Here is an 18,779-nt window from a genome sequence, read left to right as displayed (position 1 = left end):
GATGGAAATCAATGACAATCAAATTAACCGATGTTGCAAAAAAAGCAGGTGTTTCGCCAACAACTGTTTCAAGAGTCATTAATCATTATGGCTATTTAAGTCAAAAAACCATTGATAAGGTTCATTTAGCGATGGAAGAATTGAATTATCAACCTAATTCCCTTGCCCGCTCCTTGCAAGGTAAAAACACACAATTAATTGGCTTGATTTTCTCATCTGTAGGCAATCCCTTTTTTGGCGAATTAGTTGAAAAATTAGAAAATAAATTATTCGAAAAAGGCTACAAGACTATCTTATGTAATAGTGCGGACAATAAAGAAAAGGAACGTGATTATTTAAGAATGCTCGCTGCCAATAAGGTAGATGGCATTATTGCTGGCGCCCATAATTTAGGTATTAAAGAATACGAAAAAGTTGGTTTGCCTATCGTTTCATTTGACCGTTTTTTAGCCGATAATATTCCTATTGTCAGCAGTGATAATTTTCATGGTGGGCAAATCGCTACTCAGGCATTGATTCAATCTGGTGGAGAGAAGATTGCTATTTTTACAGGAACCAATCGTTCTAACTCTCCCACAAATAGTCGACTAGAAGGATATTTAGCAACGATTAAAAAAAATCAATTAGAGCCTTATGTTTTTGAATTTGATTCTCATTACTCTCCTGCTTTAAAATCGCTTGAAATTAAAAAGATTTTAAAGGAAGAAGCGCTTGATAGCGTCTTTTGTACGGATGATCTAACGGCAATCTTAGTGATGAACGAAGCGGTGAAGTTAGGATTAAAAGTTCCTGAAGAATTGAAAATTATTGGTTATGATGGGACTACTTTCATGCAGCAGTATTTTTCACAATTGACAACCATTGTACAACCTATTGAGGATTGTGCTACCCTCTTAATTGATTTGCTTGTCCAACGAATCACAGATAAAGACGTCGCCTTAGAACCGCTTTACACACTTCCTGTAAAATTAATTCAGGGAGAATCAACTTAATGACAGCAAAAGCCCCTTTTAAGCTAGCATAATTTGCTCAGTTAAAAGGGGCTTTTTTTGTTATTTTTCATCATTCAAATGACGACTTAATGTTTATAAAATAGAACTAAAATCATGCTCAATAATATCTTCTAAAATAAATTGGTTGTCACTATACGTGTATTTAAACAACGAACAGTTTTGAATTTTGACATTTTTTTTAACTGGACTTGTGTGTTCCCAGTGACGATAAAAGTTCGCAATTGCAGCACCATGGGAAACAATCAAACTATTTGTTGCATGACTTTTTTCAATAATTTTTTTTATCGTTGAACTGATTCTTGCTTCTACTTCCTCTTGGGATTCGCCACCAAATTGCACAAAGTAATCATTGTATGGAAGTGGGGGATTTAAATGTTCCCCTTCTCCTTCATAGGAACCAAAATTCCATTCTCGTAGATCTTTGATACGTTCATAGGGAAGATCCGTCAGCAGTTCAAGCGTATCAATGGCTCTTTCAGAGGTGGAAGTATACGCCTCATCAAACTGAATGCCTTCCTTTTCCAAATGCGCTCGTGCCATCTTAGCTTGTTTAATTCCTAGTTCAGTTAAAGGGGAGTCACAAAATCCTTGTATTTTGTGTTGAGCGTTGAATAGAGTTTGTCCATGTCTCACTAAATAGAGTGTTGTCATTTATTTACCTCTTTTCATAGGATTTAATTGATTTTTCGTTTTGGAGAGTGCCTTTTTTAGAAAAACTTTTAGATAGCTTCGTTTCACGAGTTGCCCTCCATTTAATCATAGTAAGTAGGGTTGGAACTTGTACTCCATCTGCTAACCTTATTTTTTCATAATTAACTCCCCTCCTAGTTTTCTTTATAAGTTTAGTATAAACTATGGAGTCTACTCCAGTACAATTACTTTGTGTTTAGCTCCCATAATTTCCCACTTTTTTTACCCTATCAAATAAAAATCTTGCCTCCCGCTAACAAAAAAAGTTGCCTAGATACCCCTCAGAAGAAAGGTACCCAGACAACTTTTTTAATTTAAATCTTGATTCCTAAACCTTCTGCAACACGTGCGCCATATTCAGGATCTGCTTTTAAGAAATGCCCAATTTGGCGAATCTTGATTTGCTCGTCCTTCACTGGGCTCATCGCTGCCACAATATTTTCTATCAAACGAGTCTTCTCATCTGCAGGTAAAAGACGGTAAAGATCACCCGCTTGCGTGTAATGATCGTCGTCGTCATAAGGAACTGCATCTGCTACGCCATGAATTTCAAAGCTTGCTTGTTTATTTTCTGGTGTTTCTGTTGGTCCACCTAAGCTATTAGGCTCGTAATATGCGGAACCACCTCCATTGGCATCACTTCGCATAGCACCATCTCGATGATAGTTGTTTACGTCATTTTTAGAACGGTTGATTGGCAACAAATGACTATTTGCTCCAACACGATGACGGTGAGCATCACCATATGCAAATAAACGACCTTGAAGTAATTTATCTGGTGAAAAATCAATTCCTGGTACAATATTTCCAGGTGAAAAAGTCACTTGTTCTACTTCAGCAAAATAATTTGCCGGGTTTTCATTTAAAACCATACGACCTAGTTCAATTAATGGATAATCTTTTTGTGACCATACTTTAGTCACGTCAAATGGATTGAATCGGTAGTGGTCAGCGTCTGCTAATGGCATTAATTGGACACATACTTTCCACGCTGGGAAGTCTCCATTTTCAATAGCATTGAATAGATCTTCGGTATGATGATCTGGATTTTCACCGGCAATTTGCTCCGCCACATCAGCCGTTAAATTTTTGATTCCTTGTTCTGTTTTAAAGTGGTATTTCACCCAAACGCTTTCTCCTTCCGCATTCGTCCACTTAAAGGTATGACTACCAAAACCATGCATATGACGGAAAGTAGCTGGAATGCCTCGGTCAGACATTAAAATCGTTACTTGATGAAGTGCTTCTGGTGATAATGACCAAAAATCCCAAACAGCATTTGGATTTTTTAAATGAGTCTGTGGATCACGTTTTTGAGTATGAATAAAATCTGGGAATTTGATTGCATCTCGAATGAAAAATACGGGTGTATTGTTCCCTACAATATCGTAATTGCCTTCTTCTGTGTAAAACTTCAATGCAAACCCACGAGGGTCACGAAGCGTATCTGCTGAACCACTTTCGCCAGCTACCGTTGAAAAACGAGCAAACATCGGCGTTTTTTTGCCTACTTTTGAAAATAAATCAGCTTTCGTATAATGGCTTAAATCATTGGTTACTTCAAAATAACCATGAGCTCCTGCTCCTTTTGCATGTACCACACGCTCAGGAATTCGTTCACGGTTAAAGTGTGCTAATTTTTCTAATAAGGCGACGTCTTGTATTAAAACAGGTCCTCGTACGCCAGCTGTCATTGAATTTTGATTGTCGCCAACTGGAGCTCCCTGATCGGTTGTTAAGTTTGATTTTGTTGGATCTAAATTTTTAGTCATTCTTTTTCCCCTATCCATCTTTATTTATTATCATTCTAAAAACAGAACGATTACAATAAGGATAACGTTAAAAAAACTGCCGGTCAATCTATCTGCTCTTATCTAATTATCGATTCGGAATAATATAACACAGCTACATCAACAAATGCTTTTATTGAAAAAGAAGAAACTCGTTTATATAACAATTATTCTCTCATTTTTTATTTTAAACTACGCTTTCAACGTAGAATTGTTTTAGATCAAATAAAATATTATCTACAGTTTTGGTGTGATAGTCTAATTTAGAAAATTGGAAAACCGGCTTTCCATTTAATTCTTTCGTTTTATATTTACTATTTACAAAAGGAGTCACAATGTAAAACTTATAGTCAGTATTTTTATTTTCATCGTCATCAAGGAGTATTTCAATATTAATTTCGGATTTTTTTAGTTCTTTATTTAATATATTTTTAATCTTATTTGCTTTAGAGTAATCAAGGTACGTAAATCCAGTATCACCAGATGCTCCTACACCTAGTGAAGATATAAATATTAATAATCCTTTTTTCATGTCTAACACTCCAATCTAATCTGATAAGTAAAAAGCAAGAAAAATACTAATAATTTTGTTTTTTTTAGATATTAATCAATATAAAAATGCTGTTGTACATAATCACCAATTAACCCAAGTATCCCGTCCCCCAACCGATTCCCAACGAAAGATTGTGAAACGCAATTGGTCTAGTTTAAGAACGTTGAGAAATCAATCTTTAGAGAAAGGGAATTCTTGTGAAAATTAGAAAATAATAGTTAAGTTAAATAACGCTAATTGGATTTATTTGTTTTTGTTATAATTTCTAAGGATTTATTATACTCTTCTTCAGTGATTTCATTACTTAGCAGCATGAATTTACGATTCATGTTGTTAAGAGTTTCCTCTAAATCTTGTAAATCTCCAATTATATTTACTAACCCCATACTTAAATTAACGACTCCTAATGTATATAAGCTATCCTTTGAAGAAGTAAGCTCTTCAAAATTTAACTTTTCAAATTCTGCAAGTCCTTTTTTTAAATATTCAAAGTCCATTTCTAGACAATCTATAACATTCTCCTTTAAATCTCTTAGTTCACTTGCATCTATTAATTTGTTATCAAAGTTTTTGTTCAATTTATCGTAAATATTATAAATAGATTCAATTTCACTTTTCATTATTTTATTGTCCTTCCCATAGCATTTTTAAATTTTTGCGGATTAGAAGTTCCATCTAAGTTCAATACGTCTTTTATATTTCCACGTTTATCAAATACTTCAATGTGATCTTTATGCAGCCCATCTAAATAAAATTGATCCCCTTTTTTTAAACCAGGTATGTTCGTTTTTTCAGTGACAGTATAGACGCTCTGTCCATCTACCATTTTACTTGTCTTGTTACTACAATCTTTAAGCTTCTTCCCAAATTTACTCTTAAAGAATTCACTCATGTTACCTACTGGTTGGACTCTTCCGCCACCAGAACTTTGCATTTGCTGAATGTTATCCATGCCGTTCTGAATCGTGTTACTAAACACAAGCCCACCGTGAGCCAGTGCTCCAGCTCCAACTGTGGCTCCAGCTCCAGCAATTGCTCCAGCTCCTGGTGCAAGAGCTCCACCACTCATAACAGTTGCTCCAGCTATTCCTTGAAGACCTTTAATCGCCATATTAGCGCCTTGATACATTTCAGTCAGTGATTGAATTCCTGTTAATCCTGTTCCAAATAGCTTTCCATAGTGATAATTTTGATTGTTTTGAAACTTTTGATTTACTTTTTTGGCTTTTTCTCCAGTATTATTTTCAACAACTGCAATTCCAGCACCTTGTAAAAAGTCTAGTGCTCCAGTCATTGTTTTTTCCCACCAGGGAATTTTTTCTTTTTTCTTCTTCGGTTTATCTTTTTTAGCTTGTTCTTTCAGACGTTCCTCCCAAGCTTGATCAATTGCTTGCGCCCATTCCATGTTTAACCCAGTTGTCGAAAAGGTTCCTGTAGTCCCATTCCAGGCTTTTCCTTCCGCAATCATTGTAACACCCGTTTCTAGGTTCTGTAACTGTTGTTCTAAGTCATCAAAAATAGAAACAGATGTGTGATTGAATTCTCTCAATTTATCTAATTTTTTCGCTGTTTTTTCTTTAGCACTCTGTAAATTATCAACAATATTTTGAGTGAAAACCTTTGGAATCGCAATCGAATCTAAGGCGCTAGACATAGAATCTAAGCGTGAAATTTGAGAAATGAGGACGTCTTCTTGTAGGCTATTGGCGTCCACGTTGGATTTGTAGTCGCTGATAAACTGCTGATTGGCACGAATTGCTGTTTCGCAAACTAGAATAAAGCCTCGTGTTGCTGGGAGATAAGCCGTTTGGAAATAACCTTTCGCAGAATCATATGTATTTCCCTTCAGGGAAGGTTCTAAGATGATTTTACTTAAAGCCGTTTGGACGTGTGTCATGCCACTAATCACGCTGTTGCAGTAGCTTTTAATGGCCTTCGTTTGTGTGTTCATTTCGCCGACAAACAGATTAATGCTCATGTGTTTGCTCCTCACGGCTCAGATTCAATTTTTGATAATAGAGTTCATCTTCTTTATCCATAAGAGCATGTTTTTTCTTTTGTAACTTCTCGTAATCCTCTTCGCTTTCATAGAGATACCCCTGTTGCTGATACACCGTTTCTTGTTGTAATTCTGCAATTTGGGCACTCATTTCACCCTCTTGCCAGGTCTCACGCATTTCATTAAAAAGCTGTTGGATCTTTTGAAAAATAGACTGGACGTCTTCTGTATTTCGTTCCAGCTTATGGAAAGATGTTTCTGCTTGGTAGCGATCTTCCGTTACAACCTTTAATTGTTCTTGTAGCCCTTCAATAGTTGGTTGTTGCTCCAATCCTCATTCCTCCAAACGTTAGTTTAAGTTTAATAAGGATTTTTCTAGTTTTTGATCCATCGCTTCAAAATCCGTCGCAATACTTTGGATATTTTGGCTGTCGCGTTGTAAAGCACCTAGAAAGCTCGTCAACAATGATTGAGATTGATCAATCGTCAGACTTGCTTTTTGGTTGCCAGATACGGTCGTAGCTGAAGCTTTTGAAATTGAACTAGAGTGAGAGAAGGCTTGTGTTGCATTACTTAATTCTGTAGCTAAAGAACTTGCTTGATTAAAATTACTTTGAACCACTCCCATTTTAAAATCCCCCTTTGTTTTAATAGTGGAACATTTACTATAAATAAAAACCAATGTTCTTTATTATTAAAACATACAGTTATTAAAAAATAAATGGCAAAACAGAAAATTATATAGTTTTCGTTTTTTTTATTGAGTAAGTGAGCCAAAAACCTTTTAGTTTCTTCCAGAGAATTTTCTTTCTGAATGGCCTTTTAATATTTTTGGGAGCTGTTTTATTTATTTATCTTTTATTTCAAACTGCAAATTTTTCAACATCAAACCGCTCTTAAAAAGTCTTATTTATTTTTTATTGCTCCAATTTCTTGCAACCCAATTTGAATGCCATTTTTTTCTGGGCTTTCTGTAATCTTATCTGCTACTTGTTTTAATTCTTCTCGTCCATTTCCCATTGCAATACCTGTTCCAACCAATTTCAACATTTCTATATCATTTAACCCATCGCCAAAAGCAGCTGATGCTTCAATGGGAATGTGTAAGTGTTCTAGTAGTTTAATGATTCCGACCGCCTTTGAACCGCCTTCTGGACAGACATCAACTGAATAAGGATTCCATCGCATAAAATTACAGTCTGGAAATTCTTTTGCGTAGTAGGCATCGTATTTTTCAGTTGCATGTAACATACACTGGTAAATAACCCGATTTTCATAATATTCTTTTAAAATGGGTTTTTTGCTTTTATCTCCATATTTAAAAATTAAGTTCACGATAAAGTGAGGCGGTGTAAAGGGGAGATGGTTGCTGATTTTTTTCTTCCAGCCTTTACTGCTGGCACTTACCAATGAATTGCCTAAAATTTTGTCTGAACCACAAAAGGCAACTGTTTGATTGTTTAATTCAGCTGCTTTTGCAATTCGCTTAACAGCTCCTTTTTTCATGGGGTTCTGATAAATAACTTCATTTTGATGAACAACGTATTGACCGTTCAAGCTCACATAGGTTTCAATCTCTAGTTCTGCTAAGATTTCGTGAATCCTAAAAGGCGGTCTACCTGTTGCAATTGCAGGAATAATTCCGGCTTCCTTTAATTCTGCAATTGCTTTTTTTGCTGATTCTGGAATGCGCTTCTTGCCATTTAAAAGAGTGCCATCAATATCAAAAAAGATGATTTTATACATAACTAGCTCCTTTTTAAAACTGATTTGATTTAAGTTTATTGTACTCTATTTGATAGCAAAATAAAAAGGTTGGGTATTAGTTTTTATCTGTAGAACTGAATAAGGTAGCAGCAAACTGTACCTTATTCAGTAATTGCTTCTATTTTCTTTTGTTTAATTTAAGTCAATTTGATTTTTTATTTTCTTTAAAAATAGTTCATATTTACTTGCATGCTCTTTCATGTCCAAATACTCGAAAATTTCAATTGATTTTTTTGCCCTCTCCTCACCTTTCCTATCACCTGTACTTAATCTATAAATTCCCTCAAGAAAGTTAATGACATTTTTTTCATACAAATTTTTTTCATCTAGATTTTGAGATTTTAATAAGTTCAGAAAATAGTGACTATCATTTATTTTATCTGATTCTAAACAAATAACAGTTAAATTTATAAGAGCACCATTCATAAAATGAGCATAATCTTGATTTTTTGAGTAGTTACGCAATGTTTTCAATATTTTTTCTGACAAAATAAGAAGAATATCAAAATTAAATACATCCATAGTTGAAATAAATAAACTTATTTCGTGCTTTGTCCAACTTTCTATCGATATTAGATATGTACAAATTTCATTAACTACCTTTTCTTTAGGTGGGATTCCTTTAATTCTACAACTCACTACATGAGCAATTTGTGAAAGTTGATAAAATTGTATATTTTTTGTTTTCTTATAGTCGAGAGACAGAGAATTTATCAGTAATTCTAAACTGTTTGAATCTGATAAGTAGTAAAAACTATATATTTTATACCAGTAATTATCATAGATACTTTTTGAGTAATTATTATGTATAAAGAAAAATTCATCAAAATCTACATTTAATCTATTGAGTATTTTAAAAAACAATTCAATAGTTAAAGAATTTTTGTCATTTTCTATCTTATTGTAGAAACTTAATGACAGAATATCTTCCGAAACTTCTTTTTGTGTTAAATTTTTGGCTTCTCTTATTTTTTTTAAAGTACCACCAATATTCATATATAATTAATCACTCCTTTTTTGATATATATGAACATTTTATATCAAATATGGGTTTTTTGCAATAAATTAAAATCTCATGTGTTAATATAAAATTATAATACGTATTAATAAAACTTGAAAGGAGTAGGTTAATATGATTGAGTTTGAACCAACAATTTTAGAGTTAGTTAGATTAATCCCCTATGGTAAATTATGAAAAACAAGAAAATTTTTACATTTTTTTCAGTTATAACTATTTTATTAATTGTTTTTTTTGGTATCTTCATATTAAACAATAAAACTAGTTTTAATTACACTCTAAAAACATTGAGCTTAACAAAAATTAATACCAATGAATTTGAATCTTTGATTAAAAAAAAAGAAAGACGTTTTATTTATGTTGGTAGAAAAACATGTCCTGATTGTCTCAACCTTATCTCTAAAACGAATAAAGTCATGCACAGTGCCAAAAAATACGGAGAAGTTTACTATTATGACACAGACTATGCTAGGGACGATTTAGGATTTGAAAAATTTACTGATAAAGTTGGAATTTCTTTTGTTCCTACAATCATTGAACTAGAAGATGGAGAAATTAAAAGACAATTTTCTAGTGAAGAAATCAATAATTACAAAAAAATCACTAACTACATTGAGGAGGAAACACAATGAAAAAATTATTCAAATTAACTTTAATTTTAGGTATCGTCTTAAGTTTTATTGCTATGCCTTTCATAAGTAGCGCAGCTAGCGTGAATTCCACAAATTCAAATAATATGTCTAAAATGATTAAAGAAATCAATTTTGAGACTGATCAAAAACAATTCTCAAAGTATCTGAATTTAGCTAAGGTGGGAATGCTTGATAAAAGTATTGATTTAAAAACAACTATATCTAATTTAGATTTTGAAGCAAGTAAATTGACAGAATACGACGGTTTTATGTTGTTAACTATTCCTTTTAAAGAAGACAGTCATTTCAATGTCTTAAGTAATATCACGATTGCATTTAAAAATGATAAAGTCGTTAACTACTCGGAACAGCAATTGACAAAATCAGAAAACAATACATTTTGGATTAATCAATTCATTGATGGAAAACAAGCTCGTAATGAAGATTTAGCTATTGACTATGTTTCAAATGAAGAAACAAAAACTGCTATTAAAGAAATTCAACAATTAAGTACCCAACGAGGTCTAAATATGTCTTGTTTTGCAGCGGTTGTTGGAGCTTCTGGTGGTGTTATTGGAGTTATTCTTAAACTATGTGGAGCTCCTTGCTCGCTAGCTCCTCCAATCTGTGCTGGATGCCTAGCAGGAATTGTTGTAGTTGGAGGCGGTGGCATTATAGGTGCCGTAGTTACATGTTGGAAATGAAATTTATTAAACATCTACTTTTCAGCATCATAGGCTTCATTCTCTTACTGTTATTGCCTTTCGATTTAAAAATTGGATTACTCATATACATCATTTACTTTTTAATCATATGGTTGCCTGTTTGCTTGTTAAATTTTAAAAATAAAAAATAGAAAAAATCCCATGTAAAAACCCTCCATAGTGGTTATTTCATGGGATTTCTTATTTTTTATTTTTTCAACCACGTTTCTTCAATTTCATCATAAGGAATCGGCTTACTAAAGTAATAACCTTGAATTAAAAAATTCCCCATATGATTTAAAGTTGCTAACTGTTCTTTGGTTTCAACGCCTTCAACTATAATTTGTAAATCAAGTTTTTGGGCTAGTTGAATAATTGTTTCTGTCACGATAAATACTTTTTTATCAATATTCATCGCTTCGGTAAAGCTTCGATCAATTTTCAAGCTTTGAATAGGGAATTCCATTAAATAGCGTAATGAACTGTAGCCTGTTCCAAAATCATCCACACTTAAATGGACGCCTAGTCGATGCAAACGCCATAGAATATTTTTTGATTCCGTTACGTCTTCCATTAAGACCGTTTCCGTAATTTCTAACTCGAGTAAATAGGGTGGAATTTGATATTTTTTTAGCAATTCTTCAATTAGTGCAACCAACTCATCTTCTTGAAAATGTTCAGCGGAAACATTGACAGAAATAGGAACTTCATAGCCTTTTGTAAGCCAACATTTTATTTGTTTCACACTCATTTCCACTAACTGCTTGGTTAACTCTAAAATATGTCCCGTCTTTTCACTTAAGGGGATAAATTCATCTGGATAACGCAACCGATCTTCACCAGTGACTTGCCAGCGAATCAAGCCTTCTACCCCATAAAAACGACCGCTATCTGCATATACTTTAGGCTGGTAGTGTAAAATAAATTCCTGATTTTCAATACCTTGAATCAATTCTAATTCTTTTTGATAATCATTTTTCAACTGCACTTGATAGTCAGAATACGAAACAATCATCGTTTTCCCTGAATTTTTCACTTCTTGCTTAGCTGAAAACATCGCAATATCTGCTTTTTTTAGCAACTCTTCTAATTCAGACCCATCTTCAAAGGCTTTTACAACGCCAATACTTGCGGTTGGATTCAATACCATTTTTTCAACAATAAGAGGTTCGTCAAAGGCTCTTAAAAGATTTTCAGTTACTTCTCTTGTTTCTGCTTCATTTTTTTCAATGTAAATTAATGCAAATTCATCGCCACCAGTGCGCGCAAGAAAGTAGTGGTGACCGATATAGTCACGCATCCGTTTTGCAATGTTTTCTAAATATGCGTCCCCAATATGGTGACCAAGTGTATCATTGACTTTCTTTAATTCGTTCAAATCAATATAGAAAATAACGAAAGAATTCTTTTTAGTACAATCATAATTTTTTTCAAAAATCTCAAGTTCTTGATGAACAAATTCATTCATATAATAACGATTGGGAAGATTGGTTAAGCTATCATGGTAAGCAATTTGACGAATTTGACGCTTCATCTCATTTTCTTCGGTTACGTCAATAGCAATAATAAAGACTTCCATTACAATATGATTGTCAGGAACTACCGGGATCATTTTAATTTTAAATTCACGATATTCATTGGTTTTTAGTTTTATTTGTTCTTCTAAATGCATGCTTGTTCCCGCTTCAATTACTTCTTGAAAACATTGAACCGCGTTTGTATAATCCTCATCTCGCATAAATTGACGAACTGGATGTTCTCTATCTTTTTCTAAATTTAATTGAAAAGAATCAATTGCAACTTCATTTGCGGTCACCAATTCTCCATTTGTATTTAGTAGAAAAACAGGATCGGGATTGCTTTTTAATAGTGCTAAACTGGTATCCTTTAATTTACTGATTTCTAGTCTGTTTGTATCAAAAATGTAACTGATTAAGCTACTAAAGATTAATAGTACCTCTGCTAAAACAACCATTGAGCTTAAGCTGACTGATAAAAAAGCTAAGTTCGCATGATTTTCTCCAACACTATGAGGCGTCATCATTCCAAACATTCCTAAATAGTGAAACAAAAAAATACCTACTGCCAAAATCAATACTTGTTTAAGATCTTTGATTATTTTAAAAGAGTGATGTTCAATTCGAATCGCTTTCATGGTTAAATAAGCTGAGACGTATCCGATGATCAGTGAAACCAACAAAACAATCGGATGTTTTTCTAGCTCTAAAGGCATCATTGCAGCCATTCCGATATAATGCATCAAGATGAGTCCAGTCCCAAACATAACCGTTCCTTTTGTTAAATCGTTGGATTTGAATTTTGGTGAGCAAATTTCCAAAAACGATCCGTATGTTCCAATAAAAACAACCAGTCCAGATAAAATAACTAATTGAGTATTGTAAGAATCAAAAACTGCGTGTTGAAACGAGATCATGCTGATAAAATGCATTCCCCAAATACCAAAACTAACACCTAGTGCTTTTAATACTATCCATACATGCCAATTAACTTTCTTTTTTCTACTCAAAAAATAATCCATACTGACAGCATTGTAAGAAGTAAAAATGGCGATCATAAATGAAATTGCCATTAACAACGGAGTTAAATAATTAAATTTCACGAATCACTCCACCTTTTCTGATTTGTTATTTAACATCAAAAAAATTGATTGAAATACTCACAATACTATCATAGCTCAATTTTATTTTTGATACATTAAAATAGACTTAAATTATGTTATTTATCCAAATTTAGTCCTAATTTATAAAAAAGAAGACAACTTTGTATTCTCATACTAAGTTGTCTTCTTTAGATTGTTTTTTAAACATCGTACTCCAATTCTTTAATCGCCGCTTCGACAAAGTCATAGGGTGTATGAATCGTCTCTTTATCAAATTGTGCAGCTCCTGCTTGAATTACAAGATCAACTGTGTGAAGATCTGAAAATTCTTTTGCTGACTTTTCAAAGAATTCTTTAATTCGATCGGTTACAATTTTGCTGCCGTCTTGATCTGTAAATAATAATAAGCCCCAAGTTAAATGTTCACGATCCAATACATAAAGAACATCATTGTCTCTTATCGCTTCTTTAGTCGATCTTGTGACGCGTTTAATCACTTCTGAAATTTGTTCATCATCCAACATTCGTTGCAGTTCATTCCAATACTTTACTTGAATCACAACCATTGAAACAGGCAAATTAAAACGTCTTGACGTCGACATGAATACCAACGCATCTTCTTTGTAAGCGGTCATCGTGCGTAATCTTGTTTCTTCATCAAGCGTTCCTAATTGTCGCGTTTTGCGCTCTAGTTGGTGGTTTTCTGCCTGTAGCTCTTTAGTATGATAGCTAAACAGATAGACCATCACTGAAAATAAGGGAGTCATCACTAACCAAAAATACAAATTCAAGCTGACTGATTGACTGTTAGTGGTTGCTAGAAATAACGCATAACTCCCTTGACCAAAAATAAACAATAAATTTAGGACAAGTCCCATTGTAATAGTGGTGAAATACGTGATAATCGCTAAAATCATCGCGATATTCATAAAAATAATATTTTGCGCAAAACGTTCAGGGTTCATTCCGACAAAAATGGCGACGATAAAGTTTAGTAACAGAAAACCTAATAAAGATAAATCTGATAATAATTGATTATTTTTCATCATAATCCCCCTTCATTTTGCGATTTTTACGGAAGGCTAAGAATAAGCCCACAATCACTGAAATTCCAACTAAGGTAACCGCTAGTAAATAAATGGTTATGGTTGAATTTTTCTGAACTTTTTCAACAAAGGTTTTCTTTTCGCCAATATCTTCTGATTTTTTAAAGCGATATGCGTAGCTGTTTTTATCCTTATCAATCACAAACGCATCGCCACTGTGTTTACTTACGCTTGTTTGACTTGCCATTTCTTTTGAAGCTAGATAAACAGATTCAGATGTTGCTCCTGTTAATATCAAGGCTCCAGATCCTTCATTATACGGCGAATGAATCAACTGACCCGTTCCAATTTGTTTGCCATAATCAGACTCAATACTAAGTTTTTCATTTGAGACAAACCCATTTCCAGCTTTATCGTATTGGAAATACAATTCCTTATTGAGTGATTTGATGACTGGATTATCTTTTGGAGAACCCATCAAAATAAGGTTATAGTTTTTCAAATCGGCTTTAGTTGCAGTCGTTGGGAAGAATTTTACTATCCCTGTATTGTCTTCTGCATAGTTCCCTAATAAATTAATGACGTTGGTTAAGCTCTGATAATAATTTTGATCCATTTTATCAGGTAACACAATACCGATTTGATTGTAGCTTCCATCTTGCAAAAATGGGAATGGGTAATTTTGAAACAATAAATCTGTTCGGTCTTGTGTATTAATCAATAACGTTGATTCTGGTGCAATATAAGCCCACGGCGTTTGACTGCTGTCAGCAACACAAGGAACTGACTTCATCTCTAAATCAAAGCTGACTGTGACGGTATAATTTCCAACAACGGATAAATCTGCTGGCATTTTAAAAGAAACCGTATCTGAATCCGCATATTCTTTATTTAGTTTTTTACTTCCAATTGGAATATCATTGATAGAAACCGTAACTAATGAACGATCAAAATCTAGATTTTTAGCGTATCTAAAGGCTAAATTCACTTCACTATTTTCAGCGATTGAGCGATTTGCTGGCAAACTCATAAAATATTTTTTCTCTTGATGCCCTGCTCCTCGCACTTCATCTCCTGTTTTTGTTAATGCAAGTTCATCGTTGATTTTTAAGGGTTGGCTAGCCGTTTCAGTAGTCGTTGTGACTACTTTTTGGTCACTAGAAATTTGAGACATTAATTCATCATTTGCTACAAAACGCCCTGCTTTAATGAGTGCTTTTGGGTCATTTGACGTTACAATTAATACCGCTTTATTTTCGATTTTAAGCAATTGAATCACTGCATCTTTTTCCACTTTTTCAGCATCGATTTTACTTTGATATTCAGTTGGTAAATTTTTATATTCAGCTACCACTATTGTATAAGGCAGACCCATTGATGACGTATCTGAAAATGTACTAACAGGAATAGTTGCTCCATCTGTTTCATTTTTCTTTGCGTAACCAGACAACGCGTACACCGCGCTTTGTAGCTCTGTTTCATTGGCTTTATCTGGGACTAAGACTGCTACTTTTTTCTGAATCGTCGTGTCCATGCCACCAAAATAACTGTTGAACTGTTGAATAGTCGTTGACATAGGCTGTTTTGTATAAGCAACCCCTACATTTGAACCGTTATAAATGTGCAACCAATCAGCTGCAGATTGTGTAACACTACAAACATCTTGGGTTTCTTTGGTTACAATGACACCTTCAACTTTCAGTTCATTTTCACCTTTCCTCAAAAGGTCTTTGGGTATTTCCAATGTTAGACTCTGTCTTTCTTGTGTTGATTCCGTTGGTCTAAATGAATAAAATTTCGTCCCGTTCACTGAAATCGTGATGCTTGACGCTTCATTTTTTGTTAACTGTGACACATTGTAATCTAAATTAAGCGTCACTTGATCAACATCCCAATAATCTAATAATTTAAAATAAAGGTTACTTGTAGGTGCACTTCCAACTAAGGAGCTTTTCGTACTTTGAAAATTTGTAATAAAGGTTTCTTTATCTGCTGCCGCCTCTTCGCCCTCAGCGTGGGCTAACATTGGTACACTCATTGATAAAAATGCTAAAATCAATCCCATTTTAATCCACTGCTTCATATAACAGTCACTCCTTTTCTATTTTTCATTTAAAATCGTTCGGTTTTGTACCATTTAGCTTCACGTTTCAAAACGGATTCTTTGATAAACATCACCATACCGTACGCCGCAACAAACAACCACATTTGACTATAAGTGACATACATCAACATAATAATGCCCACATTTCCTAGCGTCATCTCGCCTTTTTCAGTGGTGATGGTAATAAAGGTCCCTACAATAAATAACAAAATGGCTAAGAGCCATAATAGTCCACTAAAACCAGCTAAGGTTGTTGTGAGGTAACCCATTAAATTCATCACTAATAAAGTATCTGAAACTACTAAAGAGGTCATTAGTAAAAAGTAAATCGATAAAAAATACAAAATATCAAAACGAATTTTCCTAGCTTTACGGTCAAATAATAACGGTGTATTTTTAACAATCACATAAATATTGCCTTTTACCCATCTCGTCCGTTGTCTAAACCATACTTTCAGCGTTTGAGGCTCTTGCTCCCAAGTAACAGCTTTTGGTTGAAATTTAATGCGATAGCCCATCATGTAAATTCGAAAACTAATTTCTGTATCTTCAGCTAATGCCTTTTCATCCCAACCCCCAATTGCCTCAATGATCGAGCGTCTGACAATAAAATTCGTACCTGGAATGGTACACAACCCAAATAATTGCCAACGGCCTGCTTGTGCCATCCATTGAAAGGATAACGTTTCGATATTGATAAAACGAGTCAGCAAGCTGGCATCACGATTTCGGGTTCTAAATTTGCCAATTACCCCACCAAGGCGTTCATCATTTGTCAATTCTGCTACTAAATAGCGCAAGGCTGTTTTTTCTGGTGTGTTATCAGCATCATATATTGCAATGACCTCTCCTTTTGCTTGTTTAAAGCCAATATTCAACGCATTGGATTTTCCTTTTCCACCAGTCTCTGCATCTGTATTTACGATGTGCAATTGTCTAGTTGGATTTTTTCGTTGAATCGCAGCTAATAATTCGGCACTGTTGTCAGAAGAATTATCATTGATGACAATAATTTCATATCGTTCATGTGGATAATCAAAACGCAGTAACGCTTCGACTGTTTTTACAATTACGATTCCCTCATTGTGGGCAGGCACCATAATTGAAACAAATGGTATTTCGCCTTGAATTTGTGGAACTGCTTTTTTTTCTGTCTTTATATAGTAAATATACCCCGCAATAATCAGGACAACGTTTACTAATAGTAAACTCCATATTGAAATCGTTGAAATGAGTAAAAGATAGTCTGCTATTGTCATCACTATTCCCTCCTTACTTTTTAGTGCGATATTTACCACGATACAAGTTATAACCAACAATAAAGAATAAAACTAAAATAAAGAGTGTTCCAACAATAATAATCGTTAACACTTTATCTTGAAAAGCAAAAAAGCCAGCCAAACTCCCTTTATCTGTTGCTTGCTTTTGAACTACTTTCTTACTTTCTTGAGGCAATGTGTGCAAATGTTTTAACTCGCCATTAACACGTACTTGACCATTTTTTACATCAATCACACTTGCCGAAGTTGCAACATGGTGTTCACTTTTCCGGATATCTCTTGCCATCATCGGCAGATTGTCTATTTTTTTTAACATGCTGTTAAGTTTTTTTAATGTATCTGGAAAATCATACGTAATGGCAGTTGGAGATGAAAATTTATACCCTAAAGCAGTATCGGTCCATTCAATTCCATCTAAATTTTCTGCTGGCAAAGCGTAATAGGCCTTTTGATAAACACCACTTTTTTCTGCTACAACACGTTTTGCTATTGTTTGAGGATTCGGCAACAATAATACACTATCACTTAAACCTAAGGCGTCTTCTTGATAGCCTTGGTCTTGATTCCAATAAGCTGGTGTCGCGATCCCGATGGGGTATACTTCATGCTCAACCAATTTATCAATCGTTGTATTCATAATCTCTTTTAACTCACTATCATCTTGTTTATTCGCTTGTGAAGCTACTGGCGTTTGCAATAAAATGGAGCCATTTCGAAATTGCAAGTATTGCAACGTATCCACATATTTATCGTAAGCCTTTAAATCTGTATTTTGCCAAACACTAGTTGCACTAACTGCAAAGGGTATTCCTTCTTTAAAGAGTTGATCCCCCATATATTCCAATAGAGCCAAATCGGAGAATGGTGTGACACCGGTAATCACCAATACCGGTTGACTTTGATAGGTGATATTCAACCATTTCTGTAACAGCTTTACCATTAATTCTTGACTTAAACCCGTTGCATGAAAATAGGGTAGATAGGCAATTTTACCTTTCAACGTCCCGTAGGAATACGTTGTCTGTTGGTTTTCAAATGAAATCAACCCCAGATCAGTTGTTGCATCCGTTGCATTTACTGTAACTTCTGCTGGTTCCAAAATCAGTTCTCTCGCCTCTAACTCTTGACTGCTCAGTTTAAAACGTTGCTTTGGAATTTTTTTCAATTGAATGCCCATTTCTTCTTGCCAACTAACTGGTAAGTTATCGCCAATATGAAGCTTCAAACCTTGGTAATCGTCTCGGTCTGCTAAAAACTCTTTATTTTGAATCTCTAAATCAGGAGCATTCATTAATTCAATCATGCCGTCAAACTCTTGAAGTTGATTTTTTTGATAATGATCGATGCTGACTGTGAAAACAGCGATATTCAAGCTTGTTAACAAACGTTGTAGACTTTCAATTGATTTTTCACCTGATCCTGACACATCTAAACTATCATAGACAAATAAAATCGTTTTATGTGGATGATCAATCGTTTCAGCCTTTGTATTTTCCGCTCCAATTACTAATGAAACGAATAAAAAGAAAAAGAGACACATCATTTTTTGAATTCGATTCATTT

General features: G+C 34.1%; 17 protein-coding genes. 3 read left to right on the top strand and 14 right to left on the bottom strand.

Going from position 1 to position 18,779, the window contains the following annotated elements; translation table 11 throughout:
- Positions 1-11 precede the first annotated feature (11 nt).
- Positions 12-992 carry a LacI family DNA-binding transcriptional regulator gene (locus BR52_RS11970; RefSeq protein WP_034573143.1) on the top strand — a complete coding sequence of 327 codons (981 nt, stop codon included), beginning with the start codon at positions 12-14 and terminating at the stop codon, positions 990-992.
- A gap of 93 nt (positions 993-1,085) precedes the next feature.
- On the opposite strand, the gene BR52_RS11965 is transcribed toward BR52_RS11970, so the two are convergent.
- The 9 genes from BR52_RS11965 to BR52_RS12655 form a co-directional block, all read right to left on the bottom strand.
- Positions 1,086-1,664, bottom strand: a complete 579-nt coding sequence (locus BR52_RS11965) for a histidine phosphatase family protein (RefSeq protein WP_034573142.1) — start codon at positions 1,662-1,664, stop codon at positions 1,086-1,088.
- A 353-nt stretch (positions 1,665-2,017) separates the two neighbouring features.
- On the bottom strand, positions 2,018-3,475 hold the full coding sequence (locus BR52_RS11960; protein WP_034573140.1) for a catalase: 1,458 nt from the start codon (positions 3,473-3,475) through the stop codon (positions 2,018-2,020).
- A gap of 205 nt (positions 3,476-3,680) precedes the next feature.
- Positions 3,681-4,025 (bottom strand): hypothetical protein, encoded by a 345-nt coding sequence (locus BR52_RS11955; RefSeq protein WP_034573138.1) that lies wholly within the window; start codon positions 4,023-4,025, stop codon positions 3,681-3,683.
- 254 nt (positions 4,026-4,279) lie between these two features.
- The gene (locus tag BR52_RS11950) at positions 4,280-4,666 is read right to left on the bottom strand and encodes a hypothetical protein (RefSeq protein ID WP_034573136.1); all 387 of its coding nucleotides are present in this window, start codon (positions 4,664-4,666) and stop codon (positions 4,280-4,282) included.
- Positions 4,666-6,024 (bottom strand): T7SS effector LXG polymorphic toxin, encoded by a 1,359-nt coding sequence (locus tag BR52_RS11945; protein WP_034573134.1) that lies wholly within the window; start codon positions 6,022-6,024, stop codon positions 4,666-4,668. The genes BR52_RS11950 and BR52_RS11945 overlap by 1 nt, the downstream gene beginning before the upstream one ends.
- Positions 6,014-6,376 carry a DUF3958 family protein gene (locus BR52_RS11940; protein WP_034573132.1) on the bottom strand — a complete coding sequence of 121 codons (363 nt, stop codon included), beginning with the start codon at positions 6,374-6,376 and terminating at the stop codon, positions 6,014-6,016. The genes BR52_RS11945 and BR52_RS11940 overlap by 11 nt, the downstream gene beginning before the upstream one ends.
- A gap of 18 nt (positions 6,377-6,394) precedes the next feature.
- A complete protein-coding gene (locus BR52_RS11935; RefSeq protein WP_034573130.1) occupies positions 6,395-6,673 on the bottom strand; it encodes a TIGR04197 family type VII secretion effector in 279 nt (92 codons plus the stop codon).
- Between the two features lie 278 nt (positions 6,674-6,951).
- On the bottom strand, positions 6,952-7,791 hold the full coding sequence (locus BR52_RS11930; protein ID WP_034573128.1) for a Cof-type HAD-IIB family hydrolase: 840 nt from the start codon (positions 7,789-7,791) through the stop codon (positions 6,952-6,954).
- Between the two features lie 153 nt (positions 7,792-7,944).
- Positions 7,945-8,808: a helix-turn-helix domain-containing protein gene (locus BR52_RS12655; RefSeq protein WP_051915722.1), complete on the bottom strand. Its 864-nt coding sequence runs from the start codon at positions 8,806-8,808 to the stop codon at positions 7,945-7,947.
- Positions 8,809-9,003: 195 nt separating this feature from the next.
- On the opposite strand from BR52_RS12655, the gene BR52_RS11920 reads away from it, so the two are divergent.
- On the top strand, positions 9,004-9,462 hold the full coding sequence (locus BR52_RS11920) for a thioredoxin family protein (protein WP_034573126.1): 459 nt from the start codon (positions 9,004-9,006) through the stop codon (positions 9,460-9,462).
- Positions 9,459-10,166 carry a hypothetical protein gene (locus BR52_RS12650; protein ID WP_051915721.1) on the top strand — a complete coding sequence of 236 codons (708 nt, stop codon included), beginning with the start codon at positions 9,459-9,461 and terminating at the stop codon, positions 10,164-10,166. The genes BR52_RS11920 and BR52_RS12650 overlap by 4 nt, the downstream gene beginning before the upstream one ends.
- A 208-nt stretch (positions 10,167-10,374) precedes the next feature.
- Here BR52_RS12650 and BR52_RS11910 read toward each other — a convergent pair whose 3' ends face one another.
- The 5 genes from BR52_RS11910 to BR52_RS11890 form a co-directional block, all read right to left on the bottom strand.
- Positions 10,375-12,786, bottom strand: coding sequence for an EAL domain-containing protein (locus BR52_RS11910; protein ID WP_034573124.1), 2,412 nt, complete (start codon positions 12,784-12,786; stop codon positions 10,375-10,377).
- Between the two features lie 200 nt (positions 12,787-12,986).
- Entirely contained in the window at positions 12,987-13,832 is an 846-nt protein-coding gene (locus BR52_RS11905; RefSeq protein WP_034573122.1) for a GGDEF domain-containing protein, read from the bottom strand.
- Positions 13,822-15,915 carry a cellulose biosynthesis cyclic di-GMP-binding regulatory protein BcsB gene (locus tag BR52_RS11900; RefSeq protein WP_034573120.1) on the bottom strand — a complete coding sequence of 698 codons (2,094 nt, stop codon included), beginning with the start codon at positions 15,913-15,915 and terminating at the stop codon, positions 13,822-13,824. Before BR52_RS11900 ends, BR52_RS11905 begins: the two co-directional genes overlap by 11 nt.
- Before the next feature lie 29 nt (positions 15,916-15,944).
- Positions 15,945-17,195 carry a glycosyltransferase family 2 protein gene (locus BR52_RS11895; RefSeq protein WP_034573118.1) on the bottom strand — a complete coding sequence of 417 codons (1,251 nt, stop codon included), beginning with the start codon at positions 17,193-17,195 and terminating at the stop codon, positions 15,945-15,947.
- Positions 17,196-17,208: 13 nt separating this feature from the next.
- Complete coding sequence (locus BR52_RS11890; protein WP_034573116.1) at positions 17,209-18,777, bottom strand: DUF2334 domain-containing protein; 1,569 nt, start codon at positions 18,775-18,777, stop codon at positions 17,209-17,211.
- Positions 18,778-18,779: the final 2 nt, after the last annotated feature.

Source organism: Carnobacterium divergens DSM 20623, from assembly GCF_000744255.1.
Lineage (GTDB): Bacteria > Bacillota > Bacilli > Lactobacillales > Carnobacteriaceae > Carnobacterium > Carnobacterium divergens.
The sequence above is the reverse complement of the archived record's forward strand: the minus strand, read 5'-3'. Positions and strand labels throughout refer to the sequence as shown.